This window comes from Marinomonas posidonica (assembly GCF_043643765.1).
GTDB lineage: Bacteria > Pseudomonadota > Gammaproteobacteria > Pseudomonadales > Marinomonadaceae > Marinomonas > Marinomonas posidonica_A.
This window is the reverse complement of the sequence record NZ_JBHZSP010000008.1, coordinates 136,015-151,876: the sequence shown is the minus strand read 5'-3', so window position 1 is coordinate 151,876 and position 15,862 is coordinate 136,015. Positions and strand designations below refer to the sequence as shown.

The 15,862-nt window shown below is 44.1% G+C and carries 16 protein-coding genes; all 16 read left to right on the top strand.

Annotated features, from left to right (window positions below; translation table 11 throughout):
• Window position 1: 1 nt before the first annotated feature.
• The 16 genes from ACHUFM_RS10900 (at window position 2) to flhB (ending at window position 15,859) form a co-directional block, all read left to right on the top strand.
• Window positions 2–805 carry a FliH/SctL family protein gene (locus ACHUFM_RS10900; RefSeq protein ID WP_394182256.1) on the top strand — a complete coding sequence of 268 codons (804 nt, stop codon included), beginning with the start codon at window positions 2–4 and terminating at the stop codon, window positions 803–805.
• 2 nt (window positions 806–807) lie between these two features.
• On the top strand, window positions 808–2,139 hold the full coding sequence (fliI, locus tag ACHUFM_RS10895; protein WP_013795338.1) for a flagellar protein export ATPase FliI: 1,332 nt from the start codon (window positions 808–810) through the stop codon (window positions 2,137–2,139).
• A 54-nt stretch (window positions 2,140–2,193) separates the two neighbouring features.
• Complete coding sequence (gene fliJ, locus ACHUFM_RS10890; RefSeq protein ID WP_113874189.1) at window positions 2,194–2,628, top strand: flagellar export protein FliJ; 435 nt, start codon at window positions 2,194–2,196, stop codon at window positions 2,626–2,628.
• 45 nt (window positions 2,629–2,673) lie between these two features.
• The gene (locus tag ACHUFM_RS10885; protein ID WP_394182253.1) at window positions 2,674–4,569 is read left to right on the top strand and encodes a hypothetical protein; all 1,896 of its coding nucleotides are present in this window, start codon (window positions 2,674–2,676) and stop codon (window positions 4,567–4,569) included.
• Window positions 4,570–4,578: 9 nt separating this feature from the next.
• A complete protein-coding gene (locus tag ACHUFM_RS10880; protein ID WP_394182251.1) occupies window positions 4,579–6,456 on the top strand; it encodes a hypothetical protein in 1,878 nt (625 codons plus the stop codon).
• Between the two features lie 30 nt (window positions 6,457–6,486).
• Entirely contained in the window at window positions 6,487–6,792 is a 306-nt protein-coding gene (locus ACHUFM_RS10875; protein ID WP_113874192.1) for an STAS domain-containing protein, read from the top strand.
• Between the two features lie 5 nt (window positions 6,793–6,797).
• Complete coding sequence (locus ACHUFM_RS10870; RefSeq protein WP_394182249.1) at window positions 6,798–8,507, top strand: SpoIIE family protein phosphatase; 1,710 nt, start codon at window positions 6,798–6,800, stop codon at window positions 8,505–8,507.
• A gap of 45 nt (window positions 8,508–8,552) precedes the next feature.
• On the top strand, window positions 8,553–10,421 hold the full coding sequence (locus ACHUFM_RS10865; protein WP_394182247.1) for a flagellar hook-length control protein FliK: 1,869 nt from the start codon (window positions 8,553–8,555) through the stop codon (window positions 10,419–10,421).
• A gap of 129 nt (window positions 10,422–10,550) precedes the next feature.
• On the top strand, window positions 10,551–11,060 hold the full coding sequence (locus tag ACHUFM_RS10860; RefSeq protein WP_113874195.1) for a flagellar basal body-associated FliL family protein: 510 nt from the start codon (window positions 10,551–10,553) through the stop codon (window positions 11,058–11,060).
• A gap of 5 nt (window positions 11,061–11,065) precedes the next feature.
• Window positions 11,066–12,043, top strand: a complete 978-nt coding sequence (gene fliM / locus ACHUFM_RS10855; protein ID WP_113874196.1) for a flagellar motor switch protein FliM — start codon at window positions 11,066–11,068, stop codon at window positions 12,041–12,043.
• A gap of 1 nt (window position 12,044) precedes the next feature.
• Window positions 12,045–12,512, top strand: a complete 468-nt coding sequence (gene fliN, locus ACHUFM_RS10850; RefSeq protein ID WP_394182244.1) for a flagellar motor switch protein FliN — start codon at window positions 12,045–12,047, stop codon at window positions 12,510–12,512.
• A gap of 22 nt (window positions 12,513–12,534) precedes the next feature.
• Window positions 12,535–12,939, top strand: coding sequence for a flagellar biosynthetic protein FliO (gene fliO, locus ACHUFM_RS10845; protein ID WP_394182242.1), 405 nt, complete (start codon window positions 12,535–12,537; stop codon window positions 12,937–12,939).
• Entirely contained in the window at window positions 12,936–13,676 is a 741-nt protein-coding gene (fliP, locus tag ACHUFM_RS10840) for a flagellar type III secretion system pore protein FliP (protein WP_394182240.1), read from the top strand. Before fliO ends, fliP begins: the two co-directional genes overlap by 4 nt.
• A gap of 2 nt (window positions 13,677–13,678) precedes the next feature.
• Window positions 13,679–13,948 carry a flagellar biosynthesis protein FliQ gene (fliQ, locus tag ACHUFM_RS10835; RefSeq protein ID WP_013795350.1) on the top strand — a complete coding sequence of 90 codons (270 nt, stop codon included), beginning with the start codon at window positions 13,679–13,681 and terminating at the stop codon, window positions 13,946–13,948.
• On the top strand, window positions 13,948–14,730 hold the full coding sequence (fliR, locus tag ACHUFM_RS10830; RefSeq protein WP_113874199.1) for a flagellar biosynthetic protein FliR: 783 nt from the start codon (window positions 13,948–13,950) through the stop codon (window positions 14,728–14,730). Before fliQ ends, fliR begins: the two co-directional genes overlap by 1 nt.
• A complete protein-coding gene (gene flhB, locus ACHUFM_RS10825) occupies window positions 14,723–15,859 on the top strand; it encodes a flagellar biosynthesis protein FlhB (RefSeq protein ID WP_394182238.1) in 1,137 nt (378 codons plus the stop codon). The genes fliR and flhB overlap by 8 nt, the downstream gene beginning before the upstream one ends.
• Window positions 15,860–15,862: the final 3 nt, after the last annotated feature.

The following is a 15,862-nucleotide window of genomic DNA, read 5'->3' as shown; positions in this document are numbered from 1 at the left end:
TATGTCAGATAAGGATAATAAAGAAGAGCGTAAGTTAACAGCTTACGAGCGTTGGGAGCTCCCGCATTTAGAAAGCACCGATGTAAAAGAAACAACTGGTCCCGCCATATTGGTTCAAAAAGATACTGTGATGACCTCGGAAGAGGTGGATCAAGATTCGCTTATCTACGAGCCTCTCACGGCCTCTCAATTGGAAGAAATCCGTTCTGCTGCTTATGATGAAGGCTTTATACAAGGCGAAGAAGAAGGTCATAAAAAAGGCTATGAGGGTGGCTTTTCAAAAGGCGAAGTTGATGGTTATGAGAAAGGCCAAGCCGATGGTTTGGCGGCAGGGATAGAAGAAGGTCGTCAGCTGGCACAAGAAGAAGCGAAAGTTCAATTTGCTCAAGTAGAGCAATTGCTTCAAGCCGTTGCTGCTGAGATTACTCAGCCTTTGGAGGCCAGCCGAGCGGCCGCGGAGAATTTGCTCTATCAAACTATGGTGCGAATGGTCGAAAATGTCTGTCTTAGCAAGATGCAAGAAGATGGTCAGGTCGCTCTAAAAGAGCAGTTGGTCAGAGTGTTTGATGAAATTGGCGAGTACGAAGGTCGTATCCGCATCCGTTTGAACTCCGGTGATGTCGCGGTATTAGATGCGATAGGAGTGAGGGATAGACTCACAATACAGGTAGAAGAAGACGATGCCATGGTCAGTGGTGGTTTTGTTTTAGATTCGAAATCCTTTTATATAGACGGACGTGTAGAACAACGCTTAGCCGCAGTTTACGAAGAGCTCCGTCATCTTACTTCGGTTGAGCAGGATTAATCGTGCCCACTCTTGAAGAAAGACTTGCCAAATTAAATAACGCATTCACTTCACCATATCAGCCTCAGTTGGAAGGTAAGGTAACGCGCATGGTTGGCTTAACCATGGAAGCGGTTGGTTGCGTCGTGGCACTGGGAGACCGATGTGCTGTTCAGGTTGGCAAAGAACGTTGGGTGGAATCCGAAGTGGTTGGGTTCACCGGAGATCTAACCTATTTGATGCCAACGGAAGCCATTGAGGGCATTTCACCTGGCGCTCGTGTTCGCCCTCTATTAGATGAAAGCAAAATGCCGGTTGGGGATGAATTGCTAGGGCGTGTTGTTAACGGCTTAGGTAAACCTTTGGATGGTAAAGGGCCGATTAATACGCAAGATTCAGTTGGTCTTCATGGCGGCATTATTAACCCTTTACAGCGCAAACCCATCACCGAAACCTTGGATGTGGGCATCAAAGCCATTAATAGTTTGTTGACTGTGGGCAAAGGTCAGCGGCTTGGTTTGTTTGCTGGTAGTGGTGTTGGTAAGAGTATTTTGCTTGGCATGATGACGCGTTTTACTGAAGCGGACATTACCATTGTCGGTTTGATTGGTGAGCGTGGACGAGAAGTCAAAGAATTTATAGAACAAATTCTTGGTGAAGAGGGGTTGGCCCGCTCAGTGGTCGTCGCTTCGCCTGCTGATGATTCAGCCTTAATGCGACTTCGAGCCGCTATGCTAGCGACTCGTATCGCGGAATATTATCGAGATCAGGGTAAGAATGTCCTTCTGCTGATGGACTCTTTGACGCGTTATGCACAAGCTCAGCGAGAAATTGCTTTATCGGTTGGCGAGCCGCCAGCAACGAAAGGATATCCACCTTCGGTTTTCTCGAAGTTACCTCAGTTAGTGGAGCGTGCTGGAAATGGGCATGAAGGCAGCGGCTCGGTCACGGCGTTCTACACGGTATTGACTGAAGGTGATGATCAGCAAGATCCGATTGCCGACGCTTCGCGAGCGATTTTGGATGGTCATATTGTGTTGTCGAGACGGCTTGCAGAAGAGGGACATTATCCTGCCATTGACATAGAGGCCTCGATTTCTCGAGCAATGCCGCAAATTGTTAGCGAAGATCATTTGTACGGTGCTATGCGAGTGAAGCAGTTGTATTCTAAGTTTCAACAAAATCAGGATATCATTTCGGTGGGCGCTTATGCTCAGGGCAGTGACCCTGATTTGGATCAGGCTATTGTGCAAATGCCGGAAATACGCAGTTTCTTGCAGCAAGCATTAGGAGAGAGCTTTACCATAGATCAAAGCTTAGAGGCTTTGGTTACTGCGATGACTAAAGGGCAGTAGACGTAAGCTTGTAAAAGCGTCTACTATTTATTGAGTAAAATAAATAGGCTGCTCATGAAGAAATCTCACCGAATGCAAATATTGGTCGATCTTGCTAAACGCAAAGAGGACTCTGTTGCTCAGCAATTGGCAAGGGATAAAGCCAAGGTGCAGCACGACATGCAAAAACTGGCTGAACTCAAAGAATATGCTCAACAATATGAGTCTGAGCGTAACTTGCTTGGTCTAAGTCCGTACTTAACAACCAATTATCAGCATTTTGTCGATCGAGTTCAGCAAGCTATTGCTCAACAAGAAGCGGCCGTTGGGCGAGCAGAGCAGCAAGCGGACATGAGTATGCGACTGTGGCTGCAAGCTCGCTCTAAAACAAAAAGCATGGATGTGCTAAAAGAAAAAAATATAAAAATTGAGCAAACCATCGAAGATAAAAAAGAGCAGCGTCAAAGTGATGAATTCGCTATGCGGCGTTTTTTTGATGCAAATCGATAGCGAAAAATCGGTCTGAGAGGATAATGACAATGGTTAAGACTTGCTATGTCAGAATGTGATTTAGGGAGAATGGATATTTCTTTCCCTATGGCTGACATTGAACGTGCTGTTGTTCGTTATGCCATCACACCTCGTTCTTCTTTGTTGAGCTTGCGGTCGGCTTTGGATTGTTTTGCTCTCAATGTTGTGGATCTTGATCTGCCATTATTCCATCAGCGTTTTGTTTCACTTCAGCGTCTTGTGACGCAATTAATCACTTCAGGCTCACCTTATCGATCTGACTGTCAGTTGGTGATGTTGACGGCAAGCGATGCATTATTCCAGCTAGCAATAGCTGCGCCATTGGGACGAGACTATTTGCAAGCGCAAAGTCATGCCCTGTCCGAACACCAGCCTTGTTGGCAACAGCTTAATAACCTGCTATCTCAAATTGAATTAGTTACTGAAAAATATTGTTTTGAAGGGCGTATAACGCCTTCTTCACACGTGTCGATAGAGTCATTACTTCGTGCGCTGGCAGAGTTTGGTCAAGTGTCTTTTCAGGTTGAGGAGATTGAGGAGGAGGGAGTGAGTGGTGTGTTTTACTTGGAATCCACTCTTGCGATGGCAAGGCTGAATGAGCAATTTCCGCAATTAGGTTGGCGTCAGCGTGAATCTGCGCCTGTTGTGCTATCTGATGGCCTTTCTCCTACTTTAAATAATGCCTCTTCTCACATTCATGGGCAGGTGATGAAATTAATGAGGTCTGGCTTTCTGCCTTGGTTTCAGCTCAAAAAATTGTCTTATTCCGAGCGCGATCAGCTTTTGAACTATTATGACGTTATGATGAAAGAGGCTTTTTATCGGCCTTTTGCAAGTTGTTTAGTATTGTCTGAAGAGGGAATAGGTGAGGAGAAAGAAGATGGCAGGCTTGTTCCTTTTGATGGGGCTGAACAAGTTACCTTATCGGTCGGTGAGCAAGCGTACCCGCTTCGTCTTGGTGGTCATTATTATGCTGCTGTTACCAATTTGAATAAGAGGGATTGGCAAAAGCCTTATCTTAGTTTGAGCCTAGGAGAAGACGTATTACTGAGTACGCTCTATCAAATTAACTATTTGTCTCATACTTATGTATTTGATCAGAAAGAGAGTTTTCTTCATAAAGTGGCATGGGAGACGCTGCTTTGGCGTGGTGATGTGGCATATGTTGAGTTGGCATCAGGTCAACAAGTCAGATTGCTTTTATCATTGGATGCCTTTTCTGGCCCGGATGCGGTTTGTTTGTTATTTGACCAGCAGGGGTTGCAAGATATTCTAATCGTTGCGGTGGCTGGATTTCATGTGGCGATTCCTTTTTGCTCTGTGCGACGTGTAGAGGCGTTTCCAATGCTTATTAAGCATGAGGTTAAAGGTGTAAAAAACATTTGGCAGGATAAATCGGGACAATTGCTACTTGAGCCCTGGTTAAGTGAGGTTGAGCTTAATTCGAAAAAGTTGCAGAAAATAAGGACCGAAGCAGTTTCGAGTACCGTCAAGAAGGGGTATTATTTGGGAAGAAGCCAAAAGGCTTGCTTGATTGTGTCTGCAGAATTGGTAGCGGATATCATCGCAAATCAAATGCCAGCTTCCTTCTTCTTCGTTAATGACCTGGAACGAGAAGAACGGTCGTTTTTGGCGAGCCGGAATCAATGCATTGAACTGATTGCTATGGATACATTAGAGTCAGGGTTTAGAGAAACAAACTCTCAGCTCGGTTTTTCTGTTATTCTTGAAGATGAAGGTGTCTCCGTTGCATTGCAATTTGTTTCGTTTGATTGGTGTGAAGAGCCGCCATCACTTGAGCTAGGGAGTGGCCGCGAGCTTAGTAACAACCTAGAACATGAAGGTTTTGTTGTACTAGATAGAAAAAACTATTTGTCTTTTGTCACTGATCATTTGTCATCAGTGTCAGCTTGTAAGTGATTATTAACTATGAATACATTGCATTCACCGTTTGGTGCGCCGCGAAAAGAGTTAATTAATGGGCTGCAGAAAACAGTTGTGATTTTACTGTTCTTTCTGTTGTTGGCTTTTGCTGGTCTGTATCATTTGATGAATAGCAATTTGCAGCAACAAAATGCCAAACAAGAGCAACTGTCAGAATTGTTAGGGTTAGTGCACAGCGCTGAAGAGCATTGGTTAGAATGGTTGTTAATAGAGGATCTTAACGCTATTGATAGTAGTTTGGATACTTCGCCTGCAAGTCATTACTATCAGTTATTAATTAGTGAATATAGGCTCATTGAAGATCAGCTTACGTCGTTTCATGAGGCCCAAGACGCTGACTTGTCTGGTGCGATGATGCTCTTGAATCGGTTTTCAGGTCGAGAGTTAGATATTTATCCACTTTCCAATGCAGAGCGTATCCAGGCTTATCAAGAATTCGAAAACTTAGAATCCTTGGGTGACCAATTAGTACAAATTGGAGTGGCGTTGGATTATCAGCGTGAGTTATTTGTCGGTCGAATGGTCTGGGCGCCAGTTGGTTTATTTGTTGTGATTGCTTTTGTGGTTATTGTGCTTGCTGCTCGATTAAATCGTCAGCTGACATCAGGCTTTGCGACCATTCATCATGTTATTGATCACAGGAAACATGGCCATGCCTCTGTGTTGCCAGATCGTCCTTTGGTTGATGAATTGACCGACTTGAGCCATTTAATTGACCATGAAATTTCTTCGCGAGATATGGATATTCGTCAGCAGTTAGGCCGTTTGTCATTAATTGATGAGGCCATGTCTGTCATTGAATTGCCATTTTTCATGGTCAATGAAGAGCGAGACATTGTCTGGCAAACCCAAGGTGCTGAGCGATTGTGGAATAAAAATACTTCGCTCTTTGAGTCCATGTTTGGAATTGATCCTGGGCTGGATTCGCCGGTTGGTGAGCAAGTTGCGGAATCTATTTTATTGTCCGATGAGGCATTGAGATTGTCTTTGTCTGATGGCGTATATGAGTTGACAGTAAAGCAATTCGAGGTCGAAAGTGAAGTGTCTCGTATGCGTTATTTGATTCAGATTCAGCATAAGTCTGAAACCGCTGAGTTTGATGTTTTGTACAATTGTTTAAAACTCATGTCGAAAGATGTTTGGGATGCGCCGATCCGCCTTTCTCGTGAGAACTCACCTTATGCTCCTTTTGCGCAGTCTCTTGAGCAGATTCGCATTAAAGTAACCGATATTATTCGTGCAAGTAATAAGTCCATGATGACTACAGATCAGGCTGAAAAGATTACTAAATTACAACAAATAGCATCCCTAATTGACGCAAAAACAGACCACAATGATTCTGTAGTAGAAAATGCTCCGTCAATTGTGCCCATGCCAATGCCTGAACTGAATGTGCGTCAAGTGATGGATCTTTCGGATCAAATCCAAGATTCTCTGCTGTTAGGGTATGAGATGATCATTCAGCGTTTATTGCTGGTGGAAAAGGATTTGTCCTCTAACATTATTTTGCTAGAGAGTGTTAGCCGTTGTCTGAATGAGGTCAGGGCGGGGGTATTATCGAGCTTGGCAGCAACAGAAGGCGAAAGTGATGCAATTCGTCATCGCTTTGCAATTGATCTTGATCATGACATAAGTGAAGTTCAAGGGCAGGTGCAGGAAATGTCCTCTTTGATAGGGACGACCTTATCTTTGCTAGAGTCCGATCGAAGTGTAGGCAATGCCAGACTCATGAGAGTGCGAGAAACAGTTGAAGACATCGTTAAACGAATTGAAGTAATAACGACAGATACATCGGCAGAGTTAGAAGATAAGAGTCAAAAAACAGCCGATGTTGATTTAGATGAAGAATGGGAAGAGTGGTAGTGCTTTTCATGACGGCTTGCGAGGTGTTCAGTGGTTGAGAGCTCTTTTGATGATAAAACAGAATGTCTGACGATTTTGGTCGATGGGCGTTTTGATTATAGCTGTCACAAGTTGTTTAAAGAGGCATTTGTTTCAGCAAAGAAAGCCGCCAGTGTCTATGAAATTGATTTATCTAGAGTAACCTATTTAGACAGTTCCGCTTTAGGTATGCTTTTATTGTTAAGGGACCATGCTGGTGGTGAAAAAGCGGATGTGCGACTAAAGAAGCCGAATGGCGCTGTATTGGACATTCTTAAAATTGCTAATTTCCATCGACTTTTTGACATCGAAGAGTAAGTTGTATGGAACAAATCTTGAACATTCTCATCGCGGATGACAACCCATCTGATCGAATCCTGTTAAAAGCGATTCTGAGCCAATTTGGTCATAATGTTATTTCAGCGGTAGATGGTCAAGATGCAGTTGAGAAGTTTGACCCAGACACCATCCAATTGGTTTGTCTGGATGTTAAAATGCCGCGTAAAGACGGCTGGGAAGCGGCTCTAGAAATACAGCGAGCCGCAGGCGATTTGTTTGTCCCGATTATTTTTCTTTCCGGCGTGGCGGATCCAATCGCTTTGTCCAATTGTCTGCGCATTGGGGGCACAGATTTTATATCTAAACCCTACAGTCCCGCACTTATTACCGCAAAATTAAATGCCATTGTACGTCTTTTGGTGATGCAAAAAACACTGGAAGAACAAAGGGATGCTATGTCTCTTTACAATGAGCAGTTGGTGCATGATCAGAATGTCGCCAAAGTCGTTTATGAAAATATTACCCATTCCAATTGCCTAAAAGATCCTGCCTTATCAACGGTTCACTATGGCACTCACACATTTAATGGTGATGTTATTTTGGCGGCTTACAAACCAAATGGTGGAATGCATTTGTTGTTGGGCGACTTTACAGGTCATGGCTTGTCTGCGGCGATTGGCGCTTTGCCGCTGGCGGATATCTTTTTTGATTGGACCAAAAAAGGTTTCTTGATGCGGCAAATTATTCCCGAAATTAATGCCAGATTAAAAAGCATTTTGCCGGCTAATATGTTTTGTAGTGCTGCGTTTGTGGATATCAAAGTCAATAACAAAAGCATTGAAATCTGGAATGGCGGTTTGCCTGATTTGTTATTCTTTTCTCAGCAATCAAAAGCACCAGCTCGTTTTGAATCAAAAAATTTACCTCTTGGTATTTTGCCACCAGACGTTTTTGAGTGTCAGATTGATCCTGTGACGTTTGTTCCAGGTGATCGTCTAGTGGTATTTTCTGATGGCGTTTATGAAGCGCAGGATAAGTCTGGTGCAATGTTTTGTCACTCTGTTTTGAATCCTTTGTATGAAGGGGAGATAGCGGATGATCAAGCACTGGATTGGATGGTTGAGCAGCTGACTAAGGAAGGGGTGTTAGAAAACCCGCACGATGATATTTCATGTTTGTCAGTTCGTTTGGATACCAATATTGGCATTGAGTCACCGGATCGTGGTGTGCCAACCAGTCATCATGAGGCACCTGCAGACTTCTCATTTGAGTATGTGCTTAATGCTGATTCATTGCGTAATACCGACCCGTTACCTTATGTGTTGCAAATTATTACCACGGTTCCTGGGTTAAGTAGCTTTTCTAGTCAGATTTTTATGATTCTGTCTGAGCTGTATTCCAATGCTCTAGAACACGGTGTACTTGGTCTTAGTTCCTATAAGAAAAGTTCTAGTGATGGCTTTTCTCAATACTACGATGAACGTGAACAAAGGTTGGCAGCCCTCAAAGAAGGGTATGTTAAAATTTCAGTGAAAGTGACCTCAAGTGGTAACGAAAGAGTCTTGGCTTTGTATGTCGAGGACAGTGGTTCTGGCTTTGATTATCAGAACATCAGTTTTGATATGTCTAGTAGTGAGCTTTTGTATAATCGTGGTCTGGCGTTGTTGGATCAGTTGTGCCATAAACTCGAATTTAGCAAGGGCGGACGTGGCGTAACAGCCTATTATCACTGGCAAGTAGGCCAAGAGAGTTAGGTTGGCCTTGCAATTGCATAACCCTTCATATCTTTGGAGGATATTATGCGAACAGATTCTAATACCCTATTACCGATTGCTTCCGGTTCTGCTTCAAAAAAATCGTCGATGATCAGAGCGCCTGAAAAACAGGGGGCGGCTTTTTCAGAGGATTTTAACCGAGCAAAAGATGCAATGTCAGGCAGTAAATATGACGACAAGCACCGAGTCGCTCATGCTGACGATCCGCGAAAATCCTCCCTTATATCCGAGAAAACAAGCCATCAACCCAATAGAGATGAGCGTATCAACTCGTCTGAAAAAGAGATTGTTAGCGCTTCGAAAACGACGCCACCTTCAGCACAGAATAACCCGGTCGATTCGCAATCGGCTGACTCCGAATCTGGATCAGTTAACACTGAGAAAGGAGCGCAATCTGTTGCTTCTAGTACTGACCAAGTTGCTGAAAGCGGCAAAAAATTGCAGTTAAGTGGCGAAGCTTCTCCTGAAACAAATAACACCACCAAGGGTGAAGAGGCTCTACTACTTGGTGAGAGCGTGGTTGCAGGGAGTATTGCGGCTGGAGCGCTCGCCAAGTCATCTGAGGCTGGGGTAGCAAAGCTTAATGAGGGGCAAATTGCACAAAATGCTGATGAGCTGTTGTCAGTCGTTGAGGGGGGGCAGACTAAGGTCTCCCTTAATAAGGCCTCAGGAAATGGCATTGCCTTGACCAGTGATGAAGTGTATCAACAAGGTTTGATGAATCCTAGTCAAACTGAAAATGCTCTGTTGGACAACGACTCTGTTGTTCAGCAACCTAATGTACAAGCCTTGTCAGCAATGAATGAGGCAATGCCTCAAGAGCTAGGTCAGGTTGCAGTGCCGGTTAACGGCGCGACGAGTGGTCAAGTTGATGTTCTTCTTGCTGATCAAGTTGCTGAAGCGCCTGTGCTTGAAGGTGGTGATCTAAAGAAATTGAATGAGTCTGGTGTTATTGCAATGGCGCCAGTGGCGGCAGCGGTTGCGACTGGGGTGAATCAAGTCATGGCCCCGGGACAAGATGTGGTTGTTGGGAGTGATGAGGAATTGTCTTGGGTGCTGGATCAAATGAGCTCTACACCGAAAAAAACATCAACGGATGGTGTGGTGACGGGGTTATTAGCTGAGGCTTCGGATGCTGAACGAATTAAGTCGGTAGGTCTTGCTGGTGCCGGTTTAGCGCTTGGCGTGGCGGGTAAGTTGAATGCGGATTCTACCAATGGTTCAGCAACAGACTTGTTGCAAGAAGCTGATTTAACGTTAGATGACATGATTGGAAATGAACCGCTGGAACTCAGAAAGAAAGAGCATGAAGCCATGTTAAGTCGTATGGCTGGAAATGTGGATGTTAAAATGGATGATGTGGGTGGACTGGGTTCATCGTTCAATCAGCAAATTGGTAGAGCGGCCGCTTCTGTTGGCATTGCGAGTCAAGTAGCCAGCGCTAATCAACCATTAAATATGGCGATGAGTGTACCACCAGGGCATCCTAATTGGGCGGCTGAGATGGGGCAGAAAGTGGCTTGGGTTGCTCGCGAGGGTGGCCACACAGCGCACATTCGCTTAGATCCTCCAGAGTTGGGGAGTCTGACGGTAAAAGTATCAGTAGACAGTGACTCCAATACACAAATCAACTTTGTTGCAGCAACGGCCCAGGCTCGAGATTTATTAGAAGGGCAAATGGGGCGCTTGCGTGATATGTTAGCCCAGCAAGGGATGGATTTAAGCCGTGCTGAGGTTGATGTGTCGCAACAAGATGCTTCAGGTACTCAAAAAGACGCTGGTCAGACTGGTTTGGCGAATCATTCCGATGTGAATGGCGAAGACGAGGCGGATGAGGTTATGCCTGGGGTGATGTCTTATGTCTCCGCTACTGGGGTAGATTATTACGCTTGATTCAGCGGTGTGGATGGATAAATGATTAAGAAATAGATGGTGCTCTGTATTATTCTTTGTAGAATATAGAGTTAGTTGTTTAGCGTGAGTGTACGTTAAAAAAATTGATTGCACCTAAGGTTTAGGAATATGGCTGAAGAAGACGGTTTAGATGTAGGCTCCGAGGAAGGCAAGCCGGGTGGTAAGAAGAAACTTATTATCATCATTGCTTTAGTAGTGGTGTTGTTAGGTGGTGGTGCGGCTGCGTATTTTTTGATGTTTAGCGGTTCTGATGCGCCTGCAGATTCCGCAGAGGCTGAGGCGGCTGCTTTGGCAAGTGAACCCTCGATTTATTTGCCTCTCGAGCCTGCGTTTACAATTGATATGATGGTGGAAGATCGACAGCGTTATGTGCAATTGAATATGACGGTCAAGTCGAAGAATGAAGAGCAAATGGAGGCGGTGACTTCTCATATGCCTTTGATTCGTAACAGTCTGGTATTACTGTTTTCCAGTCAGTCATTTGATGAATTAAAAACCACTGAAGGTAAAGAAGCATTGAAGCTTGCAGCGTTGGATGCCATTAATGGCATTCTCGAGCAAGAAACTGGGCAAGGCGGTATAGATGGTGTCTTGTTTACTAATTTTGTGATGCAGTAAAGATTATGTCGGCTCAAGATCTATTATCCCAGGACGAGATTGATGCGCTCTTACACGGCGCAGATGAAAAGCCTGCTGACGATGATAATGCAGATGAGAACGGTGTCGCGTCCTATGACATAACCAGTCAAGAGCGTATTGTTCGTGGGCGAATGCCGACGTTGGAAATGATAAATGAGCGTTTTGCACGTTACACGCGGATCAGTTTGTTTAACATGTTGCGACGTACCGCGGATGTCTCCTCTGGTGGTTTGCAGGTCATGAAATTTGGTGAATATGTCCATACTTTGTACGTACCAACCAGTTTGAATTTGGTGAAATTTCGTCCGTTACGCAGTACGGCTTTGTTTATTTTGGACGCTAAACTGGTTTTCAAACTGGTGGATAACTTCTTTGGTGGTGATGGTCGACACGCCAAAATTGAAGGTCGTGAGTTTACGCCTACCGAAATTCGTATTGTTCAGTTGATGTTAGAACAGGTGTTTGTGGATCTTACAGAAGCATGGGCTCCTGTCTTAAAATTAGAGCTTGAATACATCAGTTCGGAAGTGAATCCGGCGATGGCGAACATTGTTAGTCCGAGTGAAGTGGTTGTGGTATCGACGTTTCATATTGAATTGGATGGCGGTGGCGGTGAGCTGCACATTACTTTACCGTACTCTATGATTGAGCCTGTTCGCGAGTTGTTAGATGCGGGTGTACAGAGTGATGTTGATGAGAAAGACGATCGTTGGGGTAAATCCCTAGAGCAAGATGTGCAAGATATTGGTGTTAAACTCTCAGTGAATGTGACGAATAAAAAGACTACACTGGGAGAGGTTTTGAAGTTTAAAGCGGGGGATATTATTCCCGTAGAAATGCCTGAATACATTACCGTTCGTGCTAATGGTGTGCCGAGCTTTAAAGGGAAATTGGGCGTCAGTAATGAACGCTATTCGATTCAGGTGACAGAAAATATTAAATCGAGCAAGGTAACGAAATAACATGGCAGAAGAGCAATCACCAGATCAAGAAGGAATGGATGAAAACTTGGCGGATGAGTGGGCCGCCGCTATGTCTGAAGCAGGTGAAACTGGCGATTCGGATGAAGGTGCTGTGGATGATGAGTGGGCCGCCGCCATGAATGAGCAGGAGGCGGAGCCAGTCAAACTAGAGACACTGACTGCACCGAATGTGCCTGAGGGCGGTGTAGGATCAGATTTGGATCTGATCATGGACATCCCTGTTGTATTGTCGATGGAGTTAGGTAATACAGACATTGCTATTCGTAATTTGATGCAACTCACACAAGGCTCCGTTGTCGAGTTAGATCGTTTTGCTGGTGAGCCGTTAGACGTATTAGTGAATGGTACTCTTATTGCTCATGGTGAAGTGGTTGTTGTGAATGATAAATACGGTATTCGCTTGACGGATGTTGTGAGTCCTTCCGAGCGTATTAAACGCCTTAAGTAAGTAGACTACTTTGATTTTATCAATGTTCAATAAAGTTATACTGGCCAGTGGTGTCATTTTGTATGCTGCTGGCGTTTCTGCATCTGGTGCACAGGAAATGTCTGTTGCTTCATCTATGTGGAAAGTGGTTGCCTCTTTGGTGTTTATTATCGCTTTTATTCCCGCTTGTTTGTGGTTGGTGAAACGCTTTCAATTAACGCAGATGAAGTTAGGTCGTCAATCTGACATTAAGATATTGAGTGTTCAGTCTCTCGGCACAAAAGAAAAAATCATGCTGCTTGAAGTGGAGCATGAAAAAATTCTGATTGGCGTAACGGGACACACCATTTCGCATCTTAAAAGTTTTCCTGTAAGGGGCACTTCCTTTACCAATGAGTTGGCTGACGCTCAACAGCAATCCGCATCGGCGGAGGATAAGGATAAATGATTCGTCTGCTGTTTGTGTGTTTTTTGCTAATCATGCCAAGTTTGTCTTGGGCTGAAGTGGGGTTGCCAGCCGTTAAGCTTGTAACCAATCCTGATGGCAGTCAGGAGTATTCGGTTTCCCTACAAATTCTTTTCATCATGACAGCTTTGACGCTGTTGCCTGCTGCCTTAATGATGATGACCTCGTTTACTCGCATTGTGGTGGTGTTGGCGATTTTGCGTCAGGCCATTGGTTTGCAGCAGACACCGTCTAATCAGATTATGATTGGCATGGCCTTGTTTCTAACTTTGTTCATCATGACGCCGACTTTGGATCGAGTGAATGAGGTGGCGTTGCAGCCGTATTTGAATGAGCAAATGACATCTGTGCAAGCGGTTGAAGCTGCGTCAGGGCCAATTCGAGATTTTATGCTGGCGCAGACTCGAGAAGATGATATTAACTTGTTTGTGAAGTTGGCGGGTCGAGAAGGCACTATTGATTCGTTGGAAAGTTTGCCTTTTACCATTCTCATGCCAGCCTTCGTGACCAGTGAGTTAAAGACCGCATTCCAAATTGGCTTTATGATTTTTATTCCCTTTTTAATCGTTGATATGGTGGTGGCCAGTGTCTTGATGGCTATGGGTATGATGATGTTGTCACCTATTATTATCTCCTTGCCATTCAAAATTATGCTCTTTGTCATGGTAGATGGTTGGGCTATGATTATGGGGACATTAGCAGCGAGCTTTGGAATTTAGTTATGAACCCGCAAGTGGTATTGGATCTATACGGACAAGGGTTTTACCTTATTGTCTTGATTGTCGGTGTGGTGATGATGCCAAGTTTGCTGGTGGGTTTGATGGTGAGTGTGTTTCAAGCTGCAACACAAATAAATGAACAGACTTTATCGTTTTTGCCAAGGTTAATCGTGACAATCTTAGTGATCATGCAGCTTGGGCCTTGGATTCTAACGAAGTTGATGGATTTCACCACCAATCTGTTTATTAATATCCCAATGATAATCGGCTAATGCTTGAGCTTAATACCGAACAGCTACTCGAATTAACCATCAGTTTTCTATTGCCATTTTTTCGTATCGGTGCGTTTTTTATGGCTTTGCCACTCTTTGGGAGTCGCTTGGTCAGTCCTCCAGTTCGAATCTGCTTTGCCTTTATTGTGTCTATCATTATCACTCCTGTGATTAATGTGCCGCCTTATGATCCTATTTCGCCTGGTTATATTTTGTTGATTGCAGAGCAATTGGTGATTGGCTTTGTACTTGGGTTTGTGGTCACAATTCTATTCCAGTTATTTTCATTGGCAGGTCAGTTGGCTGCTATGAAGGCGGGTTTGGGGTTTGCCATGTCGAATGATCCGGCCAACGGTATTTCAGTCGCCACATTGGGGCAGTATTACCTTTCGATGGTGGCGTTGGCGTTTCTGGGGACCAATGGTCATTTGGTGATGATTGAGTACTTGGCAGAAAGTTTTAACTATTGGCCAATTGGTGGTGGTTTTGATAGCCAGCGATACTGGCAGCTGGTGCTGCTTGGTGGTTGGATGTTTGAGAAAGCGTTGTTGATTGTGTTGCCTTTGGCGATAGCGGTTCTTATTATTAACTTGGCATTTGGGGTAGTAGCAAAAGCGTCGCCTCAGTTAAATATCTTTGCACTTGGTTTTCCGATTATCATGCTATTTTCCTTGTTTTTCTTTTGGATTATGTTGGAAGAGTTTTTACGCATCTATACTCTATTCTTTGAAGAGATGACAAACTGGCTTAAGGTTACTTGGGGGATTCAGGTTAATGGCTGAGAATGAAGACGGTAGTGAAAAAACGGAAAGTGCCAGTAGTAAGAAACTTCAAGATGCTCGTAATAAAGGTAATATTCCTCGTTCTAAAGATTTGAGTACCGCGCTCTTATTGATCGTCGCAGCTGTCACTTTGTATGGTACTGGTACTTTGTTAGTGAAAGATTTGACGATCCTATTTGACTTTAATTTTTTGGTTGATCGATCGGATTTGTTTGATCTTAATCGTATGATCTTTCACCTTTATGAGTCGGTGGTAGCCATGATGGATTCAATGGTGCTATTGATGTCTGTGCTCGCAGCGGCTGGCATCATTGGTAGTATCGCCTTGGGTGGCTTGAACTTTTCATGGGAGCCTTTGATTCCCAAGCTGAGTAAAATGAACCCTATTGCTGGTCTAAAGCGAATGTTTTCGGTTCAGTCTCTGGTTGAGCTGTTAAAAGCCATTGCTAAAGTAGGATTGGTAACAGTGATTTCAGTATTAGTGGTACTGCACTTTTTGCCAGAAACTATTGGATTGACTTTTCAAACTATTGAACTGGCGATGGAGCACGGCATTGATATCATTATTTGGTCATTTATTTTTGTGACCTTGGCTTTGGTGTTTATTGCTGCTATTGATGTGCCTTTTCAGGTTTGGTCGCATAAAGAAAAATTGAAAATGACCAAGCAGGAAGTAAAAGATGAATTTAAGCAACAAGAAGGTGACCCCTTAGTACGAGGCCGAATTCGTCAATTACAGCGTCAGGCAGCGATGAGTCGAATGATGTCTGATGTGCCTGAGGCGGATGTCATTATTACCAACCCGACGCACTTTTCGGTAGCGCTAAAATACGACCAAGTAAGTGGTGAGGCCCCTGTTTTGTTGGCTAAAGGTGGGGATTTTATTGCGTTGAAGATTCGGGAAGTGGGCAATCATTATGATATCCCTGTGATACAATCACCGGCATTGGCTCGTGCGGTTTATCATCATACGGAAATCGGTGAGGAAATACCGCAAGGTTTATTTAAGGTGGTAGCGCAATTGTTGGCGTACGTTTATCAGTTACGTAATGCTCGGACCGGTGCGCCAATGCCAGATGTTATGCCCAATTTAGATGTGCCTGATGAATTTCAATGGGATGGTAATTGATCA